A 23,343-nucleotide genomic window follows, 5' to 3' on the forward strand; every position below is an offset into this window, starting at 1 on the left:
CAAAGAAAAGAATGGCGTGTTCATACAGGTCGCCTGCCGCGGATGGATGCGCGCACCGGCATGCTCAGGCGCGGCGGTGGCGGGCTGTCGATGCTCAGGCCGCGCAGCACCTCGAGCAGCGCTTCGTCGGTGGCGGGCGCGCCGCTGGGCGCGAGCATTTCGGCGCGGGTGATGCGGCCGCTGGGGTCGATCCACAGGCTGACCTTCACCTCGAACACCAGGCGCCGCGTGCGCTCGTCGCGCTGGATCGCCTGCTGCAAGGCATAGCCCAGGTATTGCTCGTACGAAGAACCGCCGACGCCGTTGCCGCCGCCGGCGCCGACCATGCCGCCACCGTCGCCCGCGCCGATGTTGAAGCTGTCGTTGCCGGCCTGCGCCGCGCCGTTGATGGTCACTTGCCGCGCCACGTCCGGCGCTTTCGGTGCTTCCACCGGCTTGGCCGGTTCGTTCGGCTTGGGGAGTTCCTGCTTGGTCTCCTCCAGCTTCTTCGGCTCCGGCGGCTTTTCCTTCGGCGGCGGTGGCGGCGGCGGCAATGGCGTGATGGTGGGCACGCGCGGCGCCTCGCGCCGCACGCCGACCTGGTGCCCGGCGTAGTGCCACACCAGGGCGCCGACGAGCAGCAAGGCGGCGATGCCGACGGCGCGGCCGCGCCAGCGTTTCGGACTCTGTCCGGGCTTGTTCATCGTCAACCGCCCGGCGCCTTGCCGGTGACCAGGCCGACCTGCGAGAGATCCAGCCGGCGCAGCAGGTCGAGGATGTCGACCACCTTCTGGTACTGCACGTTGGCGTCGCCCTTGACGATGATCGGGAACTCCGACGTCAGCGCCTTCTGCGTGCGCAGCCGCGCTTCGAGTTCGCCGAGGGTCACCGGGAACGCATCGAGGAAGATCTGCCCGCTGTCGGACACGGTGATCGCCTTGGTCTGCGGCTTGGCCAGGCTGACCGAGGCGCTGGCCTTGGGCAGGTTCACTTTCACGCCCTGCACCGAGGCGGTGGTCATGATGATGAAGATCACCAGCAGCACGTAGGCGAGATCGAGCATCGGCGTGATGTTGATGTCGTCGTAGGGCTTGTCGTCGTCCTGTACCTGCATGGCCGCGCCCTCCCTTAAGCCGCCGCGCCGAGGTCGGCGTCGCGGTGCAGTTCGGCCAGGCGGGTGACGAACTCGTCGACGAACACCTGCATGTTCGCGGTGACTGCCTTGTTGCGCGTCAGCAGGTAGTTGTAGCCAAACAGCGCGGGGATCGCGACGAACAGGCCGGCCACCGTGGCCAGCAGCGCGGCAGAAATGCCGGGTGCGATGGCGTTGACGTTGACGTCGCCCGCGGCGGCGATCGCCGCGAAGGTGATCATCACGCCGACCACCGTGCCGAGCAGGCCCAGGAAGGGGCCGCCGGAGATGGCGATGGTAAGCATGACCATCGAGCGCGACAGCTTCTGGTTCTCGCGCACCAGGGTGGAATCCATCACCGCGCGGATCGCTTCGATCGATTCGGTGGCGATCACCAGGCGGCCCTTGGCGTCCTTGCGGCGCCACACTTCCTTCTTGCCCACTTCGTAGAGGCGGTACAGCGAGGAGTCGGCCAGGTCGCGCGGCATGCCTTCGTCGCCCATGCCGAGCAGGTTGGTGCCGAGGTCGCGGTAGCGTTCCAGGAAACGGTCGTTGGCGTTGGTGACGCTGCTGACGTAGCGGCCCTTCTGCCACATCACCATCCAGGAGATCGCCGCCATCACCAGCAGGATGGCGATCACCACCCAGGCGTCGAGCGTGACCGACTTGATGATGACGCCGAAGTAGCCGAAGCCGGCGCCGGATTTCTTTTCGTCTTCGCCGTATTGCACCAGCTTCGATTCGGCGCCCTGCGACAGCGCGTCGACGCCGATCGCGGCCGGCGAACGGGCTACGCGCGACAGGCGCACTTCGTCCATCAGGCCGAGGAAGTTCGCCAGCGCCGCACCCTGCCCGGCCGCATCGCCGCCCAGCGTGGCGGCGGAACCCAGCGCCGGCATCGCGGCGGCCAGCGTCGAATACTTCTGGCCGTTGACGTAGAGCGTGGCCTGCTGCGCGTCGAAAGTAACGGCGATCTGCGTCCACTGCCCCGCCTTGAGCGGCTCGCCCGCGGCGCTGCGCTGCGCGCCCTGGCCGGCGTTCGCTTCCACATAGGGCGCGCCGCCATCGAGGCCGATCACCACCGAGCGGCCGTCCTGGTGGCGCGCATAGATGGCGGTGGGCGTGGTGGGCAGTGCGTCCAGCTTGATCCAGGCGCTGAAGGTGAAGGCGCCGCCAGCCGCTGCATTGAGCGAAGCGCTGGAAGGTAGCGTCACCACCTGGTTGCCGTCGAAACGCGCGGCCTTGCCGACGATGCCGCCGTCCACCGGCTGCACGCTGCCGGACTGCGCATGGTTGCCGTAGGCGGTGGCGTCCTTGGGCGCGCCCGCGGCGGCTTCGTCGAAGTGGTAGACCAGGGTGTGGTCGGCGTCGAACGCGGCCGGGCCGCTGCTCTGCGCGGTGGCCTTGGGGTTGCCGTAGTACATCCAGATGGTCTGCTTGGCATTGGCCGGCAGTTCGGTCACGTCCACCCAGACCTGGCCCACGCCCATCACCGGATCGAAGCTGTCGATCTGGTAGTTCAGCGGCGTCTTGCCGTCGGCGGCGATGAAACGCAGGTCCGCGCCGTCCTTCGCCACGCCGTCGAACTGGAAGTTGCCCGGATGCAGGCGGATCAGCACCGGCATGCGGCCCGGCGACTGCGGCAGCGGCGCGCCGGTGGGGCTGGTGTCCAGCGTGATGGATTTGCGGTAGGACCAGTCGTCGTTCCACCAGGCCGACTCGGCCGCCAGCGAGAGGCGCGGCAGGCAGGCCAGGCACAGCAGCCACGCAAGGATCAGGTAACGCATCGTCGTTGCACCCCTAGAAGAAAAAGAAAACCGTGTCATCGCCGCGCTCCTCAAAGCCCGGCCTTGAGGCTGAACAGCCAGCGCCCGTCGTGGGCGCGCGTGCGCGAGCCGTCCTTGAGCGGCCAGGCGTATTCGAGTTCGCCGCTGACGGTGTCGAACAAGGTGAAGCGCGTGCCCAGGCCCGTGCTGAGCAAGGTGAAGCGGCCGCGCTGCTCCGGCAGCGGATCGATCAGCAGGATGCGCGAGCCGTCGACGAACCAGTGGAAGCGCCACTCGTTGACGTATTTGCCGAACCACGAAGCCACCGACGGGCTGCGCAGTTCCACCGTGGCCGAGCCGCCGTTGTCGCCGGTGTCTTCCGCCGACAGGAAACCGCGCACGCTGTTGGCGCCGCCGGCCGCGAACTGCTCGCTGGACACCAGCGGCGAATCGGCCAGCTGCCCGCTGGCGTGGAAAGCGAACGCATAGCCGTTGGCGAACGCACGCGTGTAGTTGGCATCCACCCGCAGGTAGGCAAAGTTCTGCCGCGCGTTGTAGCGCTGGTTGTCGAATTCGAAACGCCCGCTGCCGGCGCCGCGCACGCCGAAGTTGCCGGCGAGGGACAGGCCCAGCGAGGAGCTGTCGCGCGTGCGCTGGCCGGTGTAGGCCACCGTCAGCGGGTAGTAGGTGATCGGCACCGCCTGCTGTTGATCGCCCACGGTCAGGCGCTGGTCGAAATGCTTGCGCGCCACGCTGAGCGAGAACGACTGGCCGTAGTCGCCCAGGGTCGGCAGGTTGCGGATCGCCTGCAGGCTCACCGCATTGCCCTTGCCCAGCACGGTGGTGCCGCCGAGCGTGTTGGCATTGCTGTTGGACTTGTAGCCGGAACCGAGCAGGCTCCATTGGCTGTTCAACGGTGCCAGGTAGGACAGCGCATACACCTCGACGGCGTGGCGGTCCTGCGGCGCCACGATATAGGTGGCGGAAACGGTATGGCCCAGCTGCCACAGATTGTCGTAGCGCACGTTGCCGACGGTGCGCAGCGCGGGCGTGTCGGCGCTGTGGTCGTTGTTGACCTCAAGGCTGGCGTGCAGCGGATAGCTGTCTTCCACCTTCAGCGTGACGTCCATGGTCTGCGGCAGGCTGCCGGGCTTCAGCAGCGGCACCACTTGCCGGCCAGGCTGGCGGTTCACTTGCGCGAGCTGTTCCTGCGCCTGGTTGAAGTTCGGCACCGCGCCTTCGGCCAGCGCCGGCACCGCTTCGCGGATGGCCTGTGGCGAGTGGTAGCGCGAGCCTTCCACGCGCACGCGGCCGATGCTGTTCTCGCTGACCTTCAGCAGCAGCACGCCATCGCGCACCTGCTGCGGCGGCACTTCCACCGTGACCGACTGGTAGCCCTTGGCCTGGTAGATCTTCTGCAGCGCATCGCGCGCGCCGTGCACGTCGTCGAGGCTGCGGCCCGGACCCAGGAACGGCTCCACCGCCTGCTCGATCTCCACCGCCTGCAGCAGCGTATTGCCGCGCACCAGGTATTCGTTGACGTCGAAGCGCTGCGGCGCTTCCTGCGCCGGTGCGGCGGCCTGCTGCGCCTGCACCGTGTTCCAGGCCAGCGCCAGCATGACGGCGAGGGCCAGCGGCCGGCGGCCCTTCATCGCGACGCTCCGGTCCATTCGGTCGTCCCTTTCCTCATGTCCCCGTAGCTAAGCGCCGACGCATAACCGCCTCGCGACAGCCACATGTCCGATCCAAGGCCGGTTTTGCATGCGGGCCGTCCGGACGGCCGATCCGCTTTGACAATAAAACGCACACCATCCCCCGGGGCGCGCCACACCAGCCGCGCCCATAGCCCGATCGAGATTTCCGGCACACCCACGGCGCACCGGGCGAAGAAATTCCGGTGGGCATCCCAGCCCGTGCCGACTTCCTTTGCCCTTAGACGGAACCCTTCCGGGGGAACTGAACCTGCGTCACGAAAAATTCATGACGGGGGATGTTTCGGCTTGTTTGCGGCCCCGAGTGACATGGGAATGTCATATGGGTGGACATGCTGGACGTGGAATTCACGCGGCAAAGAAGAGCAAGCGAGAGCTTTTGCACATGAAGCAAGACTCCACGCCCCGCTCCGCCCGACCCCTCACCCTGCCCTCTCCCCGGAGGGGAGAGGGGTGAAGTCGTGAGGCGTGCAGGAACGAAGAGCAGAAGCTGGCCGCGGTTCTTGAACGTCCTCTTCGCAACGGCACGTTGAAGCGCGCGTCACGTAAACGCACAGTCGTTTCGTGTCGACTCTGGTTAATCCGTTGCCGCGACCGTCCACCGCTCCTTCTAGTCGCGTCGCGAGCCGTTGCTCTAAGGCCATTTCTTTTGGGTTACTTTTTCTTTGGGCCAGCAAAGAAAAAGTGACTCGGGCGCCGGCAGGCGCACGAAATGCCCGCTGCATAAGCGGCCCATTCGCGTCACCGCAAAAATCAAACGATACCGTCACTGGATCCCGGCCTACGCCGAGATGACGAGCTAAAAGCGCGCAAGCGCCCATCAACTCAGGAGGACGATGCCCCCCGGCAACTCCGTCACCCGAGCGCCGAAGGCCTCCCGAATCAACGTCGCAACATCCGCCAGCTGATTAAGCGAAAACCGCGCATGCACCATGCGCGTACCCAACATATCGTTGGTCAACACCAACCGCCCCGGCCGATACCGGTTGATCTCCCCCACCACATACGACAACGGCCGATTATCAAACACCAACACCCTGCGGCGCCAAGCCATAGCCTGCTCAAGATCCGCCGGCGCCGGCGGCGTAAGTTCCCGCTCACCGTAACTGGCCCGCTGCGCAGCACCGAGCGCCTCACTCTGCCCGCGGTAGTCCACGCGCACCGAGCCATCCAGCGCAGTGACCTCCACATCGCCGCCTAGGCAACGCACATTGCACTGCGACCCCGGCTTGGCCAGCAGGCCACCCTTCGCCGCCCACACCGTGAAATTCCCCGCCCCCTCAGCCAGCTGCAGCTGAATCTCCCCATCCAGCAATTCGATGCCGGCGAGCTGGTCATCCACCTTGCGCAGATTGAACGCAGTCTGCGTATTCATCTCCACCGTGACCCCAGGCGCAACCTGCACCGAACGCTGCTCACCCGTCGCGGTGCGGAAATCCGCCGCCATATCGGAGATACCGGGCCACAACCGGAACGGCGGCTGCGCCAGCAGCAACGCCGCAGCAGAAGCCGCCACCGCCCCGCCCAGAAAGGCGCGCCGCGTCATGCGCTGCGGCGCCACCGCAGGCGCGCGCTCGCGCTGAGCCACATGGGCCGCCGCGGCACCCAGCCGCTCCCACATCAACCGCGTCTCGGCGAACGCACGCGCATGCGCCACGCTCTGCGCCACCCAGTGGCGAAAACCCTGGGCATCGGCAGCCGTGGCGCGGCCGGATTTGAGCAGCAGCAGCCAGTCGCGCGCCTCGCGGTGCAGCGGCGAATCGTGGCTCAGGCTGGCGGAATTCGGTTCCATACCCTTCAAGACGCTTTTCCGGCCCCGGGACCGAACCGTTGCACCACGCGGCGATCCAGGCGCTCGCCGCAATGCTCCAGGGCCTTCTTCAGCTCCTTGCCCACCATGCGCACCGAAATGCGGAAGCGGTCGGCGATTTCCTGTTGCGGCAGGTCGTCCACCCGGGCCGCGATCAGGATCTCCCGCTGGCGCACGGTGAGCTCGCCCATGGCGTGCTCCAGCGCGGCGATCTCGATGCGGGCATGGGCGATGCGCGCCGGGTCCAGCGCCTCGTCGGCGATATGCAGCAGGTCTTCGACTTCCTCGCCGGTGAGATAGCGCGATTCGGCCTGGCGCTGGTCGGCGGCCACGTTGAGCGCCATGCGGAACAGATAGCCGGCCGGGTTGTGCGAGACCGGCGAGCTGTCACCCAGGCGCTCCACGCGCAGATAGGTTTCCTGCAATACGTCGTTGACCAGCTCGTCCGAACCCAGCCGCCGGCGCAGCCGCTTGCGCAGCTCCGGTTGCCATTGCAGGAACAGGCCCATCAGCGACAGCGAGGTCGACATCGCCAACTCAGCAGTGCGCCGGACGCGAGGCGTCGGCGGGCAGCAACAGCAGGGTCAGCGGCTGGGCCAGGCCCGGCGGCGGCGGATCGACATGCAAGCCGCCGAGGATCGACTCCACTGCCTTGTCGCGCTCTTCGCGCCCCGTGCTGCCGAGCAGCCGCAGGCGGTGCAACTGGCCGGAGCCGTCGACCCAGACCTGCAGGGCAAGGCGATATTCGCCGGGACGCGTGAGTGGCGTGCGGCAGAGCGCGGCTTCGACCGCGGTCTGCAAGGCGGCGCCGTAGCTGGCGACCACGTTGTCGGCTGTCTCGGCGGGCGCCATGGCGGGGGCCATGTTGGCCACGCCCATGTCGGCGTCCACCGCAGGCATCAAGGTAAAGGCCTTGTCCGAGGTGTAGCGCTCGCGCAGCCCCGTGCCCGCCAGCAGCCGACGCAGCGCGTCTTCCGGCGTGAATTCCCCACGCACGCCGGGGGACACACGCCCCACCAGCAGGCGCTCGTCAACCAGCAAGGCCTGTCCCGTCACGTCGCTGAATGCCCTCACCGCGCTACTCAAAGGCTGCGGACCGATGTCGAAAGACAAGCGCCCGCGCGCATCGTCGGCCGGCCCCACTTCCGCCACCTGCTGCTCCATGGCATGGCCCGCCCCCCCACAAAACCCACACGCAGCCATCAGCGCCCACCAGGCGTACTTCATAGACCGTCTCCGGATCGCCGGTCGGCCCGACCTCGCGCCGGGTGAGGCTTTATACATCGGCTACACGTTTGGGAGGCTAGCAGTGGGTTATGTCAGTTCTGTAACTGTCGCGTAAGGTAAGGCCCGGGTCACCGCGGTGCTTCGCTCAGTGAGTGGCTCCGCCCAGTCCTTCCGGATCCATCAGCTTCAACACCTCATACGCAAACTCCACCCGTACCTCGGTCGGATGGCTGCGATTGGTGAGGATCACCAGTCCCAGCTTCTTCGCCGGCACGAAGGCGATATAGGCACCGAAGCCATTGGTGGCGCCGGTCTTGTTCACCAGAACGGCGTCAGAGGGCGGACGCGGTGGCTTGATCGCGGTGACGGGCTGGTCTTCGCGGATCATCTGGCTGGCGTTGCCGCGCAGCAGGTCGTCATGGGTGACTGGATAGGGGTATTGCTCCCAGGCGAGGTCCTGGGTCATGGGGCCGCTCTGGTAGTAGGCGATGCGGGTGTCTGCGATGGCGCGGCGGGTGAGTGCGTCGACCGGTGTTTCGCCGAGTTGCACGTGGAGGTAATGCAGCAGGTCTTTTGCGCTGGAGATCACGCCGTACGCTTCGTCGCCAAGTACGCCGGGATTGACGCGCACTGGTTTATCGTCGCTGTTGTAGCCCTGCGCGTAATCGGCCTTTTTGGCATCCGGTACGCGGATAAAGGTATCGCTCAGACCCAGCTTGGGCAGCAGCGTGTGCTCGACCGCGTCGGCGTAGTGCTGGCCCATTCGGTCGGCGGTGATCAGGCCGAGCATGCCGATGCTGGGGTTGGCATAGCTGCGCTTGGTGCCTTCCGGGTAGCGCGGCTGCCATGCTTTCAGCCAATCGATGAGTTGCTGATGATTGCCCACTTCGTCGGGCACCTGCAGTGGAAAACCGCCGGCGGTATGCGTGCCCAGGCCGAACAGCGCGACCTTGCCGAACGGCTTGCCGTTGAATTCCGGCAAGTAATCCTCGACTTGGTTATCGAGCGATAGCTTGCCTTCGGCCTGCGCATAAGTAGCCAGCGTCGCGATAAAGGTCTTGCTGATCGAACCCAGCTCGAACAGCGTGTCGCTGCTGACCTTCTGCTTGCTCTGCTTCGATGCCACACCGAAGTTGTAGTAGCGCTCCTTGCCGTCCACGGTGATGGCGATGGCCATGCCAGGAATGTGGTTGTCGCGCATGAAGGTGTCGGCGGCGCGGCGCAGTTCGCTGTCGAAGTCCGGCCTGGTCGCGGCGTGAACGGAGCCTGCGGCTAGCAGCAGGCCGGCGGTGCAGAGAGCGGCGAAAGAAGATGGCAAGGTAGTGGCTCCGATCCAATGGCGGTGCGGATGGTAAAAGCCTCGCTGCACCGCCATCGGGCGAAATCCTGGCAATCGGCGGGCAAGCGCCTCGCCGATGCCAACCGGGACAGCTTCCTCAGATCAGCATGCCACCGGACACTTCGATGCGCTGCGCATTGACCCAGCGATTGTCCGCCATCAGCAGCGAGGCGATCATCGGGCCGATATCGTCCGGCAGGCCCGGACGGCCCAATGCCGTTACCTCCGTTACCCACCGGTTGACCTCCGGATTGTCGCGCACCATGCCGCCGCTGAAATCGGTTTCCACCGCACCCGGCGCCACCGTGTTGACCGCGATACCGCGCGGCCCCAGCTCCTTGGCCAGATAGCGCGTCAGCACTTCGACCGCGCCCTTCATCGAGGCATACGGCGCGCTGCCCGGGAACGAGACGCGGGTCAGGCCGCTGGAGACGTTGACGATGCGGCCGCCGTCGTTGATCAGCGGCAGCAGTTTCTGGGTGAGGAAGAACACGCCCTTGAAGTGTACGCGGTAGAGGCTGTCCACGTCCTCTTCCGCGGTTTCGGCAATCGGTGCGTGGTGCGAATTGCCGGCGTTGTTGACCAGATAGTCGAAACGCTCCGCACCCAGTGTCGCCAGCGCCTTGCGCACCTCGCCGACGAAGCCGTCGAACTGCGCGGTGTCGCCGGTATCGAGCTGCAAGGCGATAGCTTTACGTCCGGCTTCGGCGGCGAGCCGGGTTACTTCGGCGGCTTCCGCCTGATTGGCGCGATAGGTAAAGATGCTGTCCACGCCACGGCGCGCAAGGTGGAGCACGGTGTTGCGACCGAGGCCACGGCTTCCGCCGGTGACGATGGCGATCTTGTTTCCGGTGACGCTGGTATTCATGGCAAACCTGCTTGGTGGAGGAGAACGGCGGCAAGCTTAGGCGCCGCTCCCGCCGCACCGAATGCCGGAACCGGCCCTGTTCTTGCCCGATCCTGCTCCGCCCGCGCCGCGGGCTGCGCGAATGGCGCTAGCATCCATGGCGTGTACATCGAGGGTCCCGCCATGGCCGACACATTGGTCGATATCGTCAAACGCCATACCGACAAACACGGCGGCGAGGGCTTTCATGCGACACCGATCAAGGGCTTTGCCTTCCTGCGCACCGATCGCCGGCAGCAGCATCCGACGCATCTGGTATCGCAGCCAGTGCTGTGCGTGGTCGTGCAGGGCGCCAAGTGCAGCGTCTTCGGTAGCCGGCGCCACGATTACCGTGCCGGGCAGGCGCTGGTGGTCAGCGTGGACAAGATGCCGGGCCTGAGCCGGGTGACCCGCGCCAGCCCAGCCGAACCTTACCTGTGCATCGTGCTTGAATTCGACGCCGCAGGCATGCGCGAGATGCTGGAGAGCCTGCCTAGCCCGCCGCGGCTGGTCGGCGGCGCGCAACGCGGCATCTTTGTCACCGACTTCGCCGGCCCGCTCACCGAATGCGTGTTGCGCATGGCGCGCCTGCTCGATACACCCGAAGCGATCCCCGTACTCGCCCCGATGATGAAGCGCGAGCTCTACTACTGGCTGCTGGCCGGACCGCACGGCGGCGAGATCGCCAACGTGGTGCTGGGCACCGGGCATACGCAGCGCATGATGAAAGCGCTGCACAAGCTGCGCGACCAGTTCCGCGAGCCGGTGCGCATCGATGAGCTGGCCGCGATCGCCCAGCTGAGCCCCTCGGCCTTCCATCGCCAGTTCAAGGCGCTTACCGCCATGACGCCGCTGCAATACCAGAAGCAATTGCGGCTGCTGGAAGCCCGTCACTTGATGATGGCTGGCGTAGCGAACGCGGAATCGGCGGCGTACCGCGTCGGCTACGAAAGCCCTTCGCAGTTCAGCCGCGAATACGCGCGGATGTTCGGCGCGCCGCCGCGGCGGGATGTGGTGGCTTTGAACTCGGCGGTCGCCTGAGCCCCTTCCCCGCTTATTCCCGTTCCGCGGCGATGCGTTCGGCAAAGGTCGTTCCGCGCAGGGCGTCTTCCATGCGCCACAGCGGATCGAAGATATCCGCGCCGGCTTCTTTCATCAGCCGGCGATAAGCCGCCTCGAACGCCGGCCGCGCATCGAGCAGCCGCTGCGCCTGCAGCTTGCCCTTGGTGGTGAGCGCGACGATGGTGCGCCGGCCGTCCTTCGGATCCGAGCGCGTGCTGATCAGGCCCAGGCCTTTCAACTCTTTCACGCCCTTGATGACGAATGGATGCGACTGGCCGATCGCGGTCGCGATGTCCGTGACGGAGGCCGGCCCCTGCTCGAACAGCAGATGCGTGGTGGAGACCAGGTTGGTCGGGACGACAATGCCGAAGTCCGGAAAGACCTCGTCGCAGGCATCGCTGAAGCGGTTGGCCAGCCGCCGCAGGATGTGCGGCAGGAAGATCAGGCCCTGGGATTGGATGAAGTCGGTCATGGCTGGCAATCCTGGCGTGACGGCGTGCTTGCGAGGCAATTATGTCACATGTTACGTTTCTTTGAACATATGTCCGGGGGACAAGATATGCGTGGGCTGGCGCTGGCTTCGATGCTGTTCCTTTTGTGTTCGAACTCCGCGGGCGCAGCGGACCTTAGCGCACCGCCGAAATCCGGCATCGATTCCGCGGACCTGGATACCCGTGTACGGCCACAGGACGATTTCTATACCTATGCCGTGGGTGGCTGGATCCAGCGCGTCCACGGCCCCGCTTATATGCCCGGCTGGAGCGCCAACCGCGAATTGCAGTTGCGCGTCTACGAAGAGCTCGACAAGGACATTCGGCAGCTTGCACAGAACCGCGGCGCCGATGCCAACCAGCGCAAGCTCGCGGACTTCTACGCCAGCTATATGGACATTGCGCATATCGATGCCGCCGGCCTGCAACCGCTCACCTCCTGGCTCAAATCATTCGACCAGGCGGCCGCGCCTCGCGACGTGGTGCGGGCAATCGCCATGCTGTCGGCGCATGGGCTGGATCTGGGCCTGGGCACCTGGATCCACCCCGACGATCAAGACCCCACCCACTATATCGCCGACTTCGTCCAATCCGACCTCGCCCTGCCCGAGCGCGACTACTACCTGAGCGACGAACCGCGCTTTACCAAGATGCGCGAGGCCTACCGCGGCCATGTCGAACGCATCCTGGCCCTGGCCGGCTCGAAACACGCCGCGGACGAAGCGCGCGGCATCGTGTCGCTGGAAACGCAACTGGCACGTGCGCAATGGACCGAGGTGGCCAAGCGCGTTCCAGGCGCCACGACCCATCGGCAGACTCGCGCGCAACTTTCGACTGCCACACCGGGATTGGACCTGGCACTGTTCGCCGACGGTATCGGCATTCCCGCCGACACCGTCCGCTACAACCTCAGCGAGCCGGACTACTTCGCCACCTACGGCAAACTGCTGAACAACGTACCGCTGCCGACATGGCGCGCCTACCTGCGCTTCCGCCTTCTCGACCATCTCGCCCGCTTCCTGCCCGCGCCTTACCGCGACGAGGCCGATCGCTTCTACACCATGACCTTGCAAGGCGCGACGGCGGCCCGCCCGCGCTGGCTGCGCGCCATGGGCGTGCTCGAAGACGCGATGGGCGATGCGCTGGGCCAACTCTACGTGCAACGCCACTTTCCACCGGAGGCCAGAGCACAGGCCATGCACGTGCTGGACAACGTGGCCGCCGCATTCCGGCAGCGTATTCGGGCAGCGGACTGGCTGAGCGAGACCAGCAAGCAAGGCGCGCTGGCGAAGCTGGACCAGCTGGTGATCCGCATGGGCGCACCGGATCGCATCAAGGACTACTCGTCCCTGGCTACCCGTGCCGATGACCCCATCGGCAACTGGCTGCGCGCACGCGCGCTGCTGTGGCAATTCGAAGTGGACAAGCTGGGGCGCCCCGTCGACCGCGAGGAATGGACCATGTCGCCGCAATCGGTCAATGGCTACTACTCGGTCAGCCGCAACCAGGTGGTGCTTCCGGCAGCGCTGTTGCAACCGCCCTACTTCCAGATGGATGCCGACGACGCGGTGAACTACGGCGGCCTCGGCTTCTTTATCGCGCACGAACTGACGCACGCGTTCGATCGCGCAGGCAGCCAGTACGACGGCCTGGGCAAACGCGTCGAATGGATGTCGGCGACGGATCGCGGCGAGTTCGAACGCCGCACGCGCGCCTTGATCGCCCAGTACAGCGGCTACGAACTCGCGTCGGGCTTCCGCCTCGACGGCGAACTCACCATCGGCGAGAACATCGCCGACAACTCCGGCTTGGCGATTGCCTATGACGCCTACCAGCTGGCACGCGGCAATCATCCGGCGTCGGTCCTCGACGGCTTCACCGGCGACCAGCGTTTCTTCCTGAGCTTCGCGCGCATCTGGGCGGAGGAACCGGTCGCCACGCCAGCCGGTATCACACGGGCATTGGCCGATACGCATGCGCCAGACCACTACCGGGTGATCGGTGCGGTGGCGAACCAGGAGGCGTTTTACCGGGCGTTTAAGGTCAAGCAAGGCGACCGCATGTTTCTTCCCGCAGCGAAGCGAACACGGCTCTGGTAGCCGCCTCATTCGGCCACCTGTGAAAAACGAGTGAAATGACGTCCCGCATTCGCTTCTCCGGGGCAGTAGGTGTACCGTGAATCTTTCCCGCCCGCGGAGACTGTGATGAACCAGCCCCCGAAAGACATCTCGCTAGCCGAAATCCACTCCGCCTACGCGAGTAAGCCGGTTGACAAGAAAAAAGCCCCGGTTGGCGAGAAAGTGAAGAGCTATACCAAGTCCAACCACTACGACCGCGACCCGAACCATACCGGCGAAGCGCCGTCCAAGCCGGACGTCAAGCGTCCCGGCCCCCGGAAGTAACTCTCCTGTCTACGGGACACCCCGCTTCCGGGTCCTTACTTCCGCGCATATAGCCGCCCCGCCCCAGGCCGCGTCCCACGGGACTTCCGGCACGGGCGGGCCGGTGGTGAAGCCTGGGTAGACTCGCCCACCTTCCCAACGCCCCCAGCCCATGTCGGATACCGCGGTCTTTCTGGCGCATGCGGGGATCGCGGCGCTGCTCGCCCTGGGCATTCTTCTCCTACCCATCCGTGCGCAAGGGCGGCGCGCGCTGTCGGCCATCGTGGTGGGCGGGTGCCTGGTTCTGGGCTTGGCATGGCTGGCCGGCGTGGCGCTGTTGCCGGTGGTGCCGGATGCGATGAAGAACCCGCTGCGCCAACTGGCGAGTGGCACCGTGGCACTCGGCCCGTGGCTGGTGGGCATGGCGATGGTGGCGACGGTCGATGCGGCCAGGCAGCGATCCCAGGGCGCGCAGGCTGCCGCCAGGCTGGCCGCGGCGCTGTCGGTCTATATCGCGCTCAACTTCTTCGGTTTCGAGATCGGCAAGGCCTTGCACGATGCGGAGATGCGGCAGTTCTTCCAGGCTTCCGGTTATCCGGTGTGGTCGATGTATGCAGTGGTGGCCGTCGAAACCCTGAGCGCCTTTGCGCTGCTGATTCCGCGCCTGCGTCCGATAGCGGCCACCGTGCTCGCCCTGACGATGCTCGGCGCCATCGCCACGCACGCGCGCAACGGCGACCCGTTCGGCGACTCGCTCGATGCCTTGCGCATGCTGCTGGCCGCAGCCTGCGTGTTGCTGCTTACGCAGCGGCTCAAAGCACGCGGGCTATTCCGGGGATAAGCCGCAGGATCGCGGTGGTCAGCCAGCTCAGCAGCACGGTTCCCACGAAGACGATCAGCACCTTTTCGAGCGCCGGCAGCGGCCGGTCGAGCAGCTTCCACTGCAGCCAGGTCACGAACACGTAGTGCACGAGATAGATGCCATAGGCGTTGCGCGACAAGCTGTTGCCGATCCGGCCTGCGCGCTTGGAAAAGCGCAGGAACAACGCGAGGAAGGCCAGGCATGACACCGCGCAGGAAGTGACGAAGGCCAGGTTCTCGGCGATGCGCCAGATATCCGTGGACGTCCCCGCACTCTGCGCCTTGGCCAGCCCCATCTGAATGGCCACCAGCAGCACATACACCACCGGCGCCGAAATCAGCCAATCCCGCCACTGCCGCGCCAGCGGGCCATCCGGCGCGAGCAACCCCTGCTCGAACGTCATGGCGCCCATGCCGATGCCCACCACGAAGTACAGCGCATAGATCGGCGCGCGGCTGATCTGCACGAAGAACGGCCCGAAGCTGAGCCAGGCCTGCGGATCCACCGTATGCGTCACCGGCAGATAAACCAGCGCCGAGAGGCCTGCCAACAAACCGAACAGCACGACCGGCTTCTGCCCTATCAGCAGGCGCCCGAGCGCCGCGCCGGCTTTCGGCGCAACCGCATACACGCCCGCGGCGAGCACACCGAACACCAGCAATACCCAGAGAAACCAGGCCGGCCCCGCGGGCCACACGCTCAAGCGCATCCAGTCCTGCAGAAACGCCAGCACGCCAAGGCCGCCACCGCCGCCACCGCTCATTCGCCAGGCCGGGTAATACGCCAGCGGCACCAGCACGGCGGCGGCATACATGAAGGGCACGGCGAGTCGCCGCAGGCGCTCGCCGACGAAATCGACCACGCCGCGACGCGCCAGCGCCGGCCAAGCGAACAGGCCCGAGACCAGGAACATCAGCGCCATGAAGAACACGTCGTTGAAACCGACCACCCACTCAGCGCCGGGCAGCCGCACGCTGTCCACCACCGGGAAAGCCGTCCACAGCATGGCCGGTGCGGTGAACGGAGCCACCGGCGGCGCATAGGGGTGATAGGCGAGCAGGCTGTGATGCAACAGCACCAGGAGCGTGACGAAGGAACGCAGTCGATCCAGGGCTACGTTGCGCGGCGTGGCGGTCATGGGGCTCGCGGTTGAGGAGGGATGGCGGCGGTAAAGCGGCAGATTATCGTGACCTGCCGGCGCCTTCCATCCGCCGCCCGGCCCGCATGCGACGCACGCGGACCGGGCCGCTCGTTACCAGCTCATCCGAAAACCGAGCCGCAAGCTATACGCATTGCTGTCGCCATAGTGTTTCAGGCTGGTCTGCCCCAAGGCCTCGCCATACACCTGGTAACGCCCGTCCTTCCACGCCAGCGAACCGCCCACGCCAAGCCCGCCCCACAGCGGCACATCCCTGCTGTCGGCGCTGAGATCGGCCACGCCGACCTTGGTCTTGTGGAGCACGTCGTAATACAGATTGGCAATGCCGTAGACATGCGCCTGGCTGGCGCCGCCGGCTTCGCTGCGCCAGCTGTGCTCGTGGTCCACCGCCATGCCCGCGCGGGCGACCAGGCTGTCGCCGTCCTTCCGCCTCACCGAAGCGCCATAAGGGTCGGTGAAGCGGTCGAAGTCCACCGTGGCGTAGGTCAGCTGCCCCTGCGGAATCAGCGACCAGCGCTCGCTCAAGGCGAATTTCTGGCCGATCTCGACGCCGACGTTATAGCCGGAACCCTTGTTTCCATCCGCCAGCACCTTGCCCAGCGTGCGCGAACTCAGGTCGCTGTCGTAACGGTTCCACTGCGCCTGGGCGTCGACGTACAAGCCGTTGCGGCCGTACCAGGTCAAGGTGCCGCCGATGCCGTAACCGGTGCTCTTGATGCGGCCGAAACCATAGACCGACGACACGTCGGACGTGACCTTGCCGTACTGCAGCGTGGCGCCCGCGACCAGCGCGCCGGCTTCGCTTTCGCGCACCAGTCCATCGAAACCCGCCTGCAGCCGCTGCGTGCTGGCGTCGTAGTGGGTGCCGGTGGTGGAAGTCTGCGGCGCCAGGTCGGCGTGGTCGCCGTAGACGCGCACCCACGCCGCGCTGTTGCGCGCGTTCTCCGCGCCCGCCTGGCTCGATGCCATGTCGGGACTGCCGATGCGCTGCTGCAAGGTGCCGGGATCGTTGAGGCGCCGCAGCACGCCGGCATAAGCCTCGTAGACCGGCACGCTGGGCGCGTACAGCGGCGGCGGCGGCGGATTGGTCGGCGGCGGATTGTTGTCGGTCGGCTGGATCACCGCCGAGCGCAGATACCAATCGCCATCGCTGGGTGTGCTCGCGCCGCCCTTGTACAAGCGGTAGGCATAAGCGCCGGCAACCACGGCCTGCTGCCCCTGGAAAACATAATCGCCGGCCAGGTCGAAGCTGCCGTTGGAAGCGCCCTGCACGTCGACCAGCTTGATGCCTTCGACGGTCTGCGCGCCCTGCCCGCCCACGTTGACCACTTTCACGTGCGTGGTGCCGGAGGTGTCGCCGGTCACCACCAGGCGATCCGACGGAGAGCTGTCGCCGCCCAGCGTGGATTCGATCTGCAACAGGCCGCCCTGGCCCGCGTAATTGCCGGCGATGGTCAGCGTGCCGATCGAATTGCCCGGCCCCACCGTGCCCGCATTGGTGACGTTGCCGAAGATGGTGCCGGTACCGCCCAGCGTGCCGGCAGCATTCACCGTGACCGGGCTGGCGATCGAACCGTTGATCGCCAGGCGGCCGGCATCGATGGTGGTGGCGCCGCTGTAGGTGTGCGTGCCGCTGAAGACGGTGCTGCCCGTGCCCGCCTGCACCACCGCGCCCGAACCCGTGATGGTTCCAGCGAAGGTGACGTTATCCGAGCGGTTGAACACCAGCGTGCCGTTGTCGGTGACGTTGCCGGCCAGGCTGCCGCTGGCGCCGCCGTTACCGAGCTGCAGCTTGCCGCCGCTGATCGTGGTGCCGCCGCCATAGGTGTTGCCGGCCGCCAGCACCAGCGTGCCGTCGCCTGCCTTGATCAGGCCGCCGGCGCCGGTGATCGCGCCATTGAGTGTCGTCGTGGTGCCGGCATCCGTGAGGAAGCTGCCGGCGCCGCTCAACGACACGGCGCGTGCGCTGGTGACGTCCGCCGTGGTGTGCAGCGTGCCTCCGGCGATGCCGATGCCGCCCGCGGCGGCGCCGAGGTTGGCATCGCTGGCGATGCGCAACTCGCCGCCGTTGAGCTGGGTGCCGCCGGCGTAGGTGTTGGTGCCGGTCAGCACCAGCGTGCCGTCGCCGGTCTTCAACAGATGGCCATTGCCGCTGATGACGCCGCTCAGGCTCAGCGTGGTGCCGGCATCGGTGAGGAAGCCGCCGGTGCCGTTCAAGGCGACGGTGCGTGCCGAAGCCATGTTCGCGGTGCTGTTGAGCGTGCCTCCGGTGAAGCTCAAGCCACCCGAGGCATCGCCCAGGTTGGCATCGCTGCTTACGCGCAAGGTACCCGCCGCGATGGCGGTGCCGCCGGTGTAGGTATTGGTGCCGCTCAAGGTCGTGACGCCGGAACCCACCTGGCTCACCGTGCCGCTGCCGCTGATGACGTTACCGAAGGCGAGCGCGTCGCTGCGGTTGAAGGCCAGCGTGCCGTTGTCGGTGACGTCGCCGATAAAGCTGCCGGAGGTGCCGCCGTTGCCCAGCTGCAGCGTGCCCTGCTGGATGTTCCATGGCGTGGCGGTGGTGCCCGTGCCGGTCAAGGTCCAGGTGCTGGTACCGGTCTTCTGGAACAGGTTGAAGTTCTGGTATTGCCCGGTGGCGCCGATGGTCGAAACGTCGAATGTAGCGTCCGTGCTTCCGCCCAGACGGAAGGTGTTGGCAGAGCCTCCGGCAATAGCGACGACATTGCCGACGATGACCGACCCGGCCTGCAGTTCCAGCGTCAGGGTGCGCGCGATGGATCCCGTCGCCTGGATCGCATTGGCTTGACCCGCTCCGGCGCGGATCGTGCCGCTGTTGATCAAGGTAAACGATTGATTGTTGCCGAAGATCGCCAGCGTTCCGGTGCCGCCTTCGATGCTGCCGGAGTTCTGGATGATCGAGCTGCCGGCTCCGCTCACGTAGACGGCGTAACCGCCGGTGGCGGTGCCGCTCAGCGACTCGCCGCCCTTGATCGTGCCGTCATTGGTAAGCGTGCCGCCGCCGGCCACCAGTTCCATGCCGAAACCGCCGGCCGCGGTCTGCCCGACACCGCCTTGAATGGCGCCGTGGTTGATCATCGTGCCGCCGCGGCTGACGGTAGCTCCGATGCCGCTGGCAACTCCTCCGGCGCCGGAACCACCGGTGATCGTGCCGTTATTGATGAAAGTACCGACACCTTGCGCCGCACCGACGCCGCCTGCTCCAGCTCCGGCGCCGACCGTACCGCCATTGCCTCCGGTGATGTGGCCGTTATTCACGACGGACGCGGCAGCGCTGCTGACGCCCAGACCGACGCCGCCGGTGGAGGTCGCCCCCGCCACGTTCGCGCCATTGCCGCCGACAAGGGTGCCTGAAATGGTCAGCGTGGCGCCGGTCCCTGCGAAGGTACTGCTGCCTGCCGAACCTGGCGTCGTCAGGGTGAAGCCCTGGGTATCGATCGTCATCGGCTTGGTAGGCGATGGCAGCGTAACGGCCGCCAAGGTGATGTTGCTGCCAAGGGTAATCGTCGCATTCGCATCGGGATCCGCATTCGCCGCATTGATGGCCGCGATCAACTGGGCCTGGCTGGTCACGGTGTAGCTGGCGGCTTTTGCCTGGCCGGGCAAACCGCAGGCCACTGCCAGGGCCAGGCTGGTGAACGCCAGCAGCTCGCCTTTTCGATGGGCGCGTGAACGGGCTGCCTTGCCTTTGCTTCTGTTGCTCATGAGGACTTCCTCTTCGGTGGCTTTGCATCGATGGCCATGCAGGGCGAGCGATGCGGGGATGTGGGTACGCGCTTGCGTCATGGCGACGCAACCATGCGCCATGCGAACGGGCTTGGCCTCGATGCGGGGGAGCGCACCAAGGCGGGACGTGAAACACGATGGGACGGGATATGCGCGATCGCGCAATGCACGTGGAAGAGGTGCAACGCACTTACAATGCGTATCACACTTTTTTCCGAAACGGCATCCGCGATGCTTGAGCGATGCGCAGCAGGCGCAGCTAAGTGATCGGCGCGGTGATCATGGTCTCCCCCTGTGGAAACACGACAGCGGCGAGCGTGCCGGCTCCTTGCCGGCACGCTCGCCGCTCGTCAATGAGCGAACTTTAGATGGCGCATCGCGTGTGCTCAATCGCGACGTGTATCACTTGTTGCACGATGAAGCGGGCTGATAACGTTCGCGGTTGTCGTGCCTCGGCTGCGCGCCCATGCGCAGCACCTTCTTCAGGTGTCCTGCGGACTCCACTTCTGCGCAACCAGCCATTCGCTGCGCAACACCGCGGCATAGATTTCCCCCGCCTTCGCCTTGCCGCCCGTCGCCTCCATGATCGCGTGCGTGCGCGCGGCCTGTGCCGTGAGGCCAGGCTTGCGCTTCACTTCGCCCAGCAGCTGCCACCGCCCTGCTGCGGTCTGCTTCAGCACGACGAAACCAGGTGACACAGCTTGTTGCGAACGTTCCGCCATGAGAGTGCCCTCGGTTTTCGCGGCGAATACATGTCGCCGGCTGCCCCGATGGTTCATCATGTCGCTCTGCCATGACAACCCACTCGAGGAACCCACCATGAAACTCGGCATGATCGGCCTGGGCCGGATGGGCGCCAATATGGCGCAGCGGCTGATGCGCGGCGGCCACGCCATCGTCGGCTTCGATCCGCAACCGGCTGCGCGCAAGGCGCTCGAAGACAAGGGTGCCGCCTCGGCGGAATCGCTGGCCGCGCTGGTCGCTGCCCTGCCCGCGCCGCGCACGCTGTGGCTGATGGTGCCGGCGGGCGATCCCACGGATGCCAGCCTCGATACGCTGCTGCCGCTGCTCGCCGCGGGCGATACGGTGATCGACGGCGGCAACTCCTATTACAAGGACACCCAGCGCCGCGCGAAGCGCTTCGCCGAACACGGCATCGCCTATGTCGACAGCGGCACCAGCGGCGGCATCTGGGGCCTGGACGAGGGCTATAGCCTGATGATCGGCGGCGACGAAGCGGCGGTCGAGCGCTTGCGTCCTGTTTTCGAGACGCTTGCGCCGGCGCCGGATCGTGGCTGGGCGCGCGTCGGGCCGGTCGGTTCCGGCCACTACACCAAGATGGTCCATAACGGCATCGAGTACGGCCTGATGCAGGCTTATGCCGAGGGCTTCTCCATCCTCAAGCACAAGACCGAGTTCGCGCTGGACCTGCATCAGATCGCCGAGATCTGGCGCCACGGCAGCGTGGTGCGTTCCTGGCTGCTCGACCTCACAGCCGACGCGCTGGGCAAGAACCCGGAGATGGCCGGCATCGCGCCGTACGTGCCGGATTCCGGCGAAGGCCGCTGGACGGTGGACGAGGCGATCGAGCTCAATGTGCCCACGCCAGTGATCGCGCAATCGCTGATCGAACGCCTGCGTTCGCGCGACAAGGAATCCTTCGCCGACAAGCTGCTGGCCTCGATGCGCAACGAGTTCGGCGGGCACGCCATCACCAAGGAATAAGCGCTACCTGGCGAGCAGGGCTTTGGCGCGGGTGTAGACCCCGTCCGCGCTAAAGCCGAATTTCTCCAGCAGCACCTCGGCCGGCGCCGATGCGCCGAAGTGCTCGATGCCCAGCATGTCGCCGCGCGGGCCGATATAGCGCTCCCAGCCCTGGGACACGCCAAGCTCCACCGCCAGGCGGGCGCCGACCGAAGGCGGCAGCACCTCGTCGCGTTGCTCCTGGCTCAGCGCGTCGAACAGTTTCCAGCACGGCATCGACACGCAACGCACCGCCACGCCGTCGCTTTGCAGGCGTTCCGCGGCCGCGACGATCAGGCTCACTTCCGAGCCGCTGGCGATCAGGATCAGCTCGAGCTTGCGGCCCGGCGTATCGAACAGCACATAGCCGCCGCGGCGCAAGCCGTCGGCCGGCGCGCAGCGCTCGCGGTCCAGCGTGGGCACCTTCTGCCGGGTCAGCGCGAGCAGCACCGGGCGATCCTTCGTTTCCATGGCCACGCGCCATGCCACCGCGGTCTCGTTGGCATCGGCCGGACGGATCAGTAACAGGTTGGGAATCGCACGCAGGTTCGCCAGCTGCTCCACCGGCTGATGCGTCGGGCCGTCTTCGCCCAGCGCCACGCTGTCGTGGGTGAACACATGGATCACGTGCAGCTTCATCAGCGCCGCCAGGCGTATCGGCGGCCGCATATAGTCGGAGAAGATCAGGAAGGTGGAGCCGAACGGAATCATGCCGCCATGCGCCGCCAGGCCGTTGGCGATGGCGCCCATCGCATGTTCGCGCACACCGAAGTGGACGTTGCGGCCGGCATAGCTCCAGCCGGCGGAATCCGTGCCTTGCAGGTCAGCGCCCGGCCCTGCGCCGGGATGAAAATCGCCCTGGCCCTTCAGCGCCGTCATGGTCGATGGGTCCAGATCGGCGGAGCCGCCGGTGAAGCCGGGCACGTTCGACACGAAGCCATTCATCACCTTGCCGGAGGCGTCGCGCGTGGCCATGCCTTTGGCATCGGCGGGAAAGCTGGGAATGCCGGCATCCCAGTCCTTGGGAAGCTCACGCCGGATCAGCAGCTGCAAGTCGTCGTAGAGGTCCGGAAAAGCCTGCGCATAGGCCGCCATCCGTTCGTTCCACGCGGCCTCCCATTGCTCACCGCGCCGCTGCGCCTGGCGGAAATGCGCCAGCGCATCGTTGGGGATCAGGAAGTCCGGCTCCGTCGGCCAACCGAGCTTCTGCTTGGTCTTGCGTACGTTCTCTTCGCCCAGCGGCGAGCCGTGCGCCTTGAACTGGTCCTGCTCCGGCGAGCCGTAGCCCAGGTGCGTGCGCACCAGAATCATGGTCGGCCGCGTGGTCTTCGCACGCGCGGTCTCCAGCGCCGCATCCAGCGCAATCAGGTCGTTGCCATCGGCTACGGCGATGGTGTGCCAGCCGTAGGCATCGAAACGGCGCCGCACGTCCTCGCCGAAGGTGATGTCGGTGCCGGCGGATAGCGTCACCGAATTCTGGTCGTACAGGCAGATCAGCTTGCCCAGCTTGAGGTCTCCCGCCAGCGATGCGGCTTCGGAGGCCACGCCTTCCATCAGGTCGCCGTCGCTCACGAGGGCATAGGTGCAGTGATCGATCACCGTATGTCCGGGACGGTTGTAGCGCGCCGCCAGTTGCGCTTCGGCAATCGCCATGCCCACCGCATTGGCCATGCCCTGCCCCAGCGGGCCGGTGGTGGTTTCCACGCCGGGCGTGTGGCCGCGCTCCGGATGTCCCGGCGTCTTGCTGCCCCATTGGCGGAACTGCTTGATGTCGTCGAGCGAGAGCTCGAAACCGGTGAGGTGCAGCAGGCTGTAAAGCAAGGCCGAGCCGTGGCCGGCCGAGAGCACGAAACGGTCGCGATCGAACCAGTCCGGGTTGGCCGGGTGGTATTTCAGCCAGCGCGTCCACAGCACATAGGCCATCGGCGCCGCGTCGAGCGGCAGGCCGGGATGGCCGCTGTTGGCTTTCTGCACCATGTCGACCGACAGGAAGCGGATGGTGTTGATGCATTTCTGGTCGAGATCGTCCGCCATGCGGGTCACCTGA

19 protein-coding genes are annotated in these 23,343 nt (G+C 66.3%); 5 read left to right on the plus strand and 14 right to left on the minus strand.

Going from position 1 to position 23,343, the window contains the following annotated elements:
- Positions 1-20: 20 nt before the first annotated feature.
- From KK141_RS12005 to KK141_RS12045, 9 genes are all read right to left on the minus strand, one after another.
- Positions 21-683 (minus strand): TonB family protein, encoded by a 663-nt coding sequence (locus tag KK141_RS12005; protein WP_214571787.1) that lies wholly within the window; start codon positions 681-683, stop codon positions 21-23.
- A gap of 2 nt (positions 684-685) precedes the next feature.
- The gene (locus KK141_RS12010) at positions 686-1,093 is read right to left on the minus strand and encodes a biopolymer transporter ExbD (RefSeq protein ID WP_214571788.1); all 408 of its coding nucleotides are present in this window, start codon (positions 1,091-1,093) and stop codon (positions 686-688) included.
- A 14-nt stretch (positions 1,094-1,107) separates the two neighbouring features.
- Entirely contained in the window at positions 1,108-2,898 is a 1,791-nt protein-coding gene (locus tag KK141_RS12015; protein WP_214571789.1) for a DUF2341 domain-containing protein, read from the minus strand.
- Positions 2,899-2,948: 50 nt separating this feature from the next.
- Positions 2,949-4,547 carry a ShlB/FhaC/HecB family hemolysin secretion/activation protein gene (locus tag KK141_RS12020; RefSeq protein WP_214571790.1) on the minus strand — a complete coding sequence of 533 codons (1,599 nt, stop codon included), beginning with the start codon at positions 4,545-4,547 and terminating at the stop codon, positions 2,949-2,951.
- An 862-nt stretch (positions 4,548-5,409) separates the two neighbouring features.
- Positions 5,410-6,381, minus strand: a complete 972-nt coding sequence (locus KK141_RS12025) for a DUF4880 domain-containing protein (protein WP_214571791.1) — start codon at positions 6,379-6,381, stop codon at positions 5,410-5,412.
- A 5-nt stretch (positions 6,382-6,386) separates the two neighbouring features.
- On the minus strand, positions 6,387-6,929 hold the full coding sequence (locus tag KK141_RS12030) for an RNA polymerase sigma factor (RefSeq protein WP_214571792.1): 543 nt from the start codon (positions 6,927-6,929) through the stop codon (positions 6,387-6,389).
- Between the two features lie 7 nt (positions 6,930-6,936).
- Positions 6,937-7,626 (minus strand): STN domain-containing protein, encoded by a 690-nt coding sequence (locus KK141_RS12035; RefSeq protein WP_214571793.1) that lies wholly within the window; start codon positions 7,624-7,626, stop codon positions 6,937-6,939.
- A 145-nt stretch (positions 7,627-7,771) separates the two neighbouring features.
- Entirely contained in the window at positions 7,772-8,944 is a 1,173-nt protein-coding gene (gene ampC / locus KK141_RS12040; protein WP_214571794.1) for a class C beta-lactamase, read from the minus strand.
- A gap of 118 nt (positions 8,945-9,062) precedes the next feature.
- On the minus strand, positions 9,063-9,833 hold the full coding sequence (locus KK141_RS12045; protein ID WP_214571795.1) for an SDR family oxidoreductase: 771 nt from the start codon (positions 9,831-9,833) through the stop codon (positions 9,063-9,065).
- Between the two features lie 162 nt (positions 9,834-9,995).
- Here KK141_RS12045 and KK141_RS12050 point away from each other — a divergent pair, with 162 nt between their 5' ends.
- Positions 9,996-10,892: an AraC family transcriptional regulator gene (locus KK141_RS12050; RefSeq protein ID WP_214571796.1), complete on the plus strand. Its 897-nt coding sequence runs from the start codon at positions 9,996-9,998 to the stop codon at positions 10,890-10,892.
- Positions 10,893-10,905: 13 nt separating this feature from the next.
- Here KK141_RS12050 and KK141_RS12055 read toward each other — a convergent pair whose 3' ends face one another.
- Positions 10,906-11,385, minus strand: a complete 480-nt coding sequence (locus tag KK141_RS12055) for a MarR family transcriptional regulator (protein ID WP_214571797.1) — start codon at positions 11,383-11,385, stop codon at positions 10,906-10,908.
- On the opposite strand from KK141_RS12055, the gene KK141_RS12060 reads away from it, so the two are divergent.
- The 3 genes from KK141_RS12060 to KK141_RS12070 all read left to right on the plus strand — a co-directional run bounded on the left by KK141_RS12060 (position 11,368) and on the right by KK141_RS12070 (position 14,626).
- Positions 11,368-13,503, plus strand: a complete 2,136-nt coding sequence (locus KK141_RS12060) for a M13 family metallopeptidase (RefSeq protein ID WP_214571798.1) — start codon at positions 11,368-11,370, stop codon at positions 13,501-13,503. The two genes, KK141_RS12055 and KK141_RS12060, sit on opposite strands and share 18 nt — an antisense overlap.
- A 105-nt stretch (positions 13,504-13,608) precedes the next feature.
- A complete protein-coding gene (locus KK141_RS12065; protein ID WP_214571799.1) occupies positions 13,609-13,806 on the plus strand; it encodes a hypothetical protein in 198 nt (65 codons plus the stop codon).
- Positions 13,807-13,957: 151 nt separating this feature from the next.
- Positions 13,958-14,626, plus strand: a complete 669-nt coding sequence (locus tag KK141_RS12070; protein WP_214571800.1) for a DoxX family protein — start codon at positions 13,958-13,960, stop codon at positions 14,624-14,626.
- Here KK141_RS12070 and KK141_RS12075 read toward each other — a convergent pair.
- The 3 genes from KK141_RS12075 to KK141_RS12085 all read right to left on the minus strand — a co-directional run bounded on the left by KK141_RS12075 (position 14,598) and on the right by KK141_RS12085 (position 20,275).
- The gene (locus tag KK141_RS12075) at positions 14,598-15,785 is read right to left on the minus strand and encodes an acyltransferase (protein ID WP_214571801.1); all 1,188 of its coding nucleotides are present in this window, start codon (positions 15,783-15,785) and stop codon (positions 14,598-14,600) included. The genes KK141_RS12070 and KK141_RS12075 overlap by 29 nt on opposite strands.
- A gap of 114 nt (positions 15,786-15,899) precedes the next feature.
- Entirely contained in the window at positions 15,900-19,532 is a 3,633-nt protein-coding gene (locus KK141_RS12080; RefSeq protein ID WP_214571802.1) for an autotransporter outer membrane beta-barrel domain-containing protein, read from the minus strand.
- Positions 19,533-20,035: 503 nt separating this feature from the next.
- Entirely contained in the window at positions 20,036-20,275 is a 240-nt protein-coding gene (locus tag KK141_RS12085) for a hypothetical protein (RefSeq protein ID WP_214571803.1), read from the minus strand.
- A 97-nt stretch (positions 20,276-20,372) separates the two neighbouring features.
- On the opposite strand from KK141_RS12085, the gene gnd reads away from it, so the two are divergent.
- On the plus strand, positions 20,373-21,278 hold the full coding sequence (gene gnd / locus KK141_RS12090; RefSeq protein ID WP_214571804.1) for a phosphogluconate dehydrogenase (NAD(+)-dependent, decarboxylating): 906 nt from the start codon (positions 20,373-20,375) through the stop codon (positions 21,276-21,278).
- Positions 21,279-21,281: 3 nt separating this feature from the next.
- Here the strand turns inward: gnd and tkt are convergent, their stop codons facing one another.
- Positions 21,282-23,330 carry a transketolase gene (tkt, locus tag KK141_RS12095; protein WP_214571805.1) on the minus strand — a complete coding sequence of 683 codons (2,049 nt, stop codon included), beginning with the start codon at positions 23,328-23,330 and terminating at the stop codon, positions 21,282-21,284.
- Positions 23,331-23,343 lie beyond the last annotated feature (13 nt).

The sequence above is a fragment of the Dyella sp. LX-66 genome (assembly GCF_018599165.1).
Taxonomy (GTDB): Bacteria; Pseudomonadota; Gammaproteobacteria; order Xanthomonadales; family Rhodanobacteraceae; genus Dyella_D; species Dyella_D marensis.